Consider the following 3,947-nt stretch of genomic DNA (forward strand, 5'->3'; position numbering starts at 1 on the left):
CCACCCCACGACCGCGCCGGTATGCGCAGGCCGCACCCGAAACGGCGGGCGCGGCTTGCCGAAACCGGCGCGGGCGCCGGCACAAACGGGCGCGGCTTGCCGAAACCGGCGCGGGCACGAGACGGAACCGGCCCCGCATCCGCCGCCGTGCCGGTTTCGGCAGGCCGCTACTTCTTGCGCGGGGCCTTCTCGTCTGCCGGGGCGTCGCCGGAGGCGCGCAGGGCGGTGTAGTAGGCGCGGGCCTCGTCCTGGCGTTCCTGCTCCGCCCCGGAGGCGATCTTCGCGCGCAGGTGCTCGGGGCTGTACCCGAAGGAGTCCACGAGGTCCAGGGCGAAGGGGCGGAGGCGGGCGATGATCCGGTCGATATACGCGGTGACCGACTGGGCGCGCTGGGCGGACAGGCGTCCGTTGATCAGGTACCAGGCGAGGTGCTTCTCGACGAGCCCGAGCCCGAACAGGTCGCGCAGCCAGGTCAGGACCTGCTTGTTGCCGACATCCGTGGTGTGCTCGACGGCGCGGGTGAAAGCCTCCCACTGCAGCAGCTCACCGTGCGCGCGGGCCGCCTCGATGAGTTCATCCTGGTGCGAGTTGAACAGGTCGGCGGACTGCCGGGCCGAGAGCTTGCTCGCCGGGCGGAGCTTTCCGGCGATGTCGCGGATCATGGTCTCGACCCGGTCGGTGAGCAGCTCCCGCTGCACGTTGGTCTCGCGAAGCTGGCCCACCGAGCGCGCGGTCGAACCGAAGTCTGCGACGGCCTGGCCGAGGGTGCGGAGGCCGGTGTTGTGCAGGGCACGGTCGGTGGCCTGCTGCACGACGTAGCGGGCGAGGACCCCGCTGCCGGCGTCGACGAACTTGCGGCTGAAGTCGGTGAGGAGCCGTTTGGCGACGAGCTGGAGCAGGACGGTGTTGTCGCCCTCGAAGGTCGCGTAGACGTCGAGGTCGGCGCGGAGTCCGACGAGGCGGTTCTCGGCGAGGAAGCCGGCGCCGCCGCAGGCCTCCCTGGCCTCCTGGATGGTGTCGAGGGCGGCCCAGCTGGACAGCGGCTTCAGGGCGGCGGCGAGGGTCTCGAGATTCTGGCGGTCGGCATCCGTGTCTGCGATGCCGCTGAAGACCTTGTCGAACGCGACCAGGAACTCGTCGTGGGCGAAGGTCTGCGCGTACGTCGTCGCGAGGCGCGGCAGCAGCCGGCGCTGGTGCCGCTGGTAGTCGAGGATGACCTGCTCGGCCTCACCGCCGGCCGTGAACTGGCGGCGCTGGCTGCCGTAGGTGACGGCGATCGTGAGGGCCATGGCGGATGCCTGGGTCGCGGCACCGTCGAGCGACACCCGGCCCTGCACGAGGGTGCCGAGCATCGTGAAGAACCGGCGGCCGGGGCTGGAAATTGCACTCGAGTACGTGCCGTCTTCGGCGACGTCGCCGTAGCGGTTGAGAAGGTTCTCACGGGGGATGCGGACGTGGTCGAAGGCGAGCCTGCCGTTGTCGATGCCGTTGAGGCCGCCCTTGAGGCCGTCGTCCTCGCCGCTGACGCCCGGCAGGAAGGCGCCGGTCTCGTCGCGGAGGGGCATCCAGAACGCGTGCACGCCGTGGTTCACGCCGCCCGTGATGAGCTGGGCGAAGAGCACCGCCGCGATGCCGTCGTTAGCGGCGTTGCCGAGGTAGTCCTTCCAGGCCGCGCGGAACGGGGTGTGCACCACGAATTCCTGGGTCTCCGGGTCGTAGGTCGCCGTGGTGGCGATGCTCGCGACGTCGGATCCGTGCCCGGTCTCGGTCATCGCGAAGACGCCGGGGGTGGCGAGGCTCATGATGCCGGGCAGGTAGGCGTCGTGGTGCTTGCGGGTGCCGAGGTGCATCACGGCGGAGCCGAAGAGGCCCCACTGCACGCCCGCCTTGATCTGCAGGCTCGGGTCTGCGGTGACGAGCTCTTCGAACCCCGCGATGTTTCCGCCGTGGTTGTCTTCGCCGCCGAGGTGCACCGGGAACGCGCGGTGCACGTGGCCCTCCAGAGCGAGCAGCTTCAGCTGCTCGAGCACGCGCAGGCGGTGCTCGGCCATCGACAGGCCGGGTACGCCCTGGAGTTCGGGGCGTGCGGTGAGCTTGCGGGCCTCGATCCGGATCTCCGGCCAGGTGCCGAGCAGCTGGCGGCTGAGCGCCGGGACGTTGATCGCGGGCATGGGGGTGAAGGTGCCCGCGGGCTGTGCTGTGGTGGTGTTGCGGGCGGCCGGGCTGGGCGTCGCCGAAGCTGTGGGTGCGGAGCGCTGGGCAGTGTCAACCATCGTTGGTCCTTTGTTCGCTCGAAACGTGAATTTCTACAACATAGGGTGGCCCGTCGGGCAAGGGAAATAGTGCGTGACGAGGCTACAACGAGGTCTGTGCAGGTCGGCATCCGTTTTGTAGATTTCCACAAGACGGGGACGAAAGGTGCTGCTGGTTACGACAAATTCGCGGCGACGACCTCGAGCACGCCTGCCCCGTAGGCCTCGAGTTTCTTGGCGCCGACGCCGGAGATGCCGTCGAGGTCGCCGATGCTGCCGGGGTTCGCGACGGCGATCGCGATCAGGGTCGCGTCGCCGAAGACGATGTACGCGGGGACGCCCTGCTCCTTGGAGACGCTCGAACGCCAGGCCCGGAGCGCCTGGAACAGCGCCTCCTGCTGCGGGGTGAGGTCGGCGGCGGCGGCCTTCGCGGCTCCCGTTCGTGCGGAGGAGGTGGACCGGGCGGCGCGCTCGGGTTCGCTGCGGAGTTCGACGGTGCGGTGGCCGCCGAGCACCTCGGTGGCGACCGGGGTGAGCACGAGGGTGCCGTATTCGCCGGAGGTGGCGAGGATGCCCTGGGCGAGCAGCTGGCGCACGACGCCGCGCCACTGCTGGTCGGAGAGGTCGGCGCCGATGCCCCAGGTCGCGAGCTGTTCGTGGTGGTGCTGGGTGGTGCGCGGTGTGGTCTTGCCGCGGAGGATGTCGACGATCTGGCCGGCGCCGAAGCGCTGGTTGCGCTCACGGAGCAGCCGCACGATGGTGGAGAGCAGCTTCTGAGCCGGCACGGTGCCGTCCCAGCCCACGGGCGGTTCGAGGCAGGTGTCGCAGTTGCCGCAGGGTTCGCTCGCCTGGCCGAAGTAGCGCAGCAGGTTGACCCTGCGGCAGTGCACGGTCTCGCAGAGCGCGAGCATGGCGTCGAGGTGGGCGGAGAGCTTGCGGCGGTGGGCGAGGTCGCCGGGCGACTCGTCGATCATGCGGCGCTGCTGCACGACGTCCTGCAATCCGTAGGCGAGCCAGCCGGTCGAGGGCAGGCCGTCGCGGCCCGCGCGGCCGGTCTCCTGGTAGTAGCCCTCGACGGACTTGGGCAAGTCGATGTGGGCGACGAAACGCACATCGGGCTTGTCGATGCCCATGCCGAACGCGATGGTCGCGACGATGATCACGCCCTCTTCGCGGAGGAACCGGGACTGATTGCGGGCGCGCACCGCCTGGTCGAGGCCGGCGTGGTACGGCAGGGCGTTGAGGCCGTTGGCGCGCAGGAATTCGGCGGTCGCCTCGACGCTCTTGCGGCTGAGCGCGTAGACGATGCCGGCGTCGTGCGGGTGCTCCGTCTTGATGAAGGAGAGCAGCTGCTTGCGGGGTTCGGCCTTCGCGACGATCCGGTACTGGATGTTCGGACGGTCGAAGCTCGCGACGAAGTGACGTGCGCCCTCGAGTTGCAGGCGCTGCGTGAGTTCCTGGTGGGTCGCATCCGTCGCTGTGGCCGTGAGGGCGATGCGCGGCACGTCGGGCCAGCGGTCGGCGAGTTCGGACAGGGCGAGGTAGTCGGGGCGGAAGTCGTGGCCCCACTGCGAGACACAGTGCGCCTCGTCGATCGCGAAGAGCGCGATGGTGCCGCGTTCGAGGAAGCGCTTGGTGGCCTCGGAGGAGAGCCGTTCGGGGGCGACGTAGAGCAGGTCGAGGTTGCCGGCGAGG

2 protein-coding genes are annotated in these 3,947 nt (G+C 69.9%); both read right to left on the reverse strand.

All coding sequences use genetic code 11. The features are described 5' to 3' along the window. Window positions 1-167 precede the first annotated feature (167 nt). Complete coding sequence (locus QN350_RS19205; RefSeq protein WP_416347747.1) at window positions 168-2,273, reverse strand: acyl-CoA dehydrogenase; 2,106 nt, start codon at window positions 2,271-2,273, stop codon at window positions 168-170. A 155-nt stretch (window positions 2,274-2,428) separates the two neighbouring features. Continuing rightward, window positions 2,429-3,947: RecQ family ATP-dependent DNA helicase (locus QN350_RS19210; RefSeq protein WP_323517134.1), on the reverse strand; the 1,519-nt coding region annotated here is incomplete at its 5' end.

The organism is Cryobacterium sp. 10I5, from assembly GCF_035019865.1.
Taxonomy (GTDB): Bacteria; Actinomycetota; Actinomycetes; order Actinomycetales; family Microbacteriaceae; genus Cryobacterium; species Cryobacterium breve_A.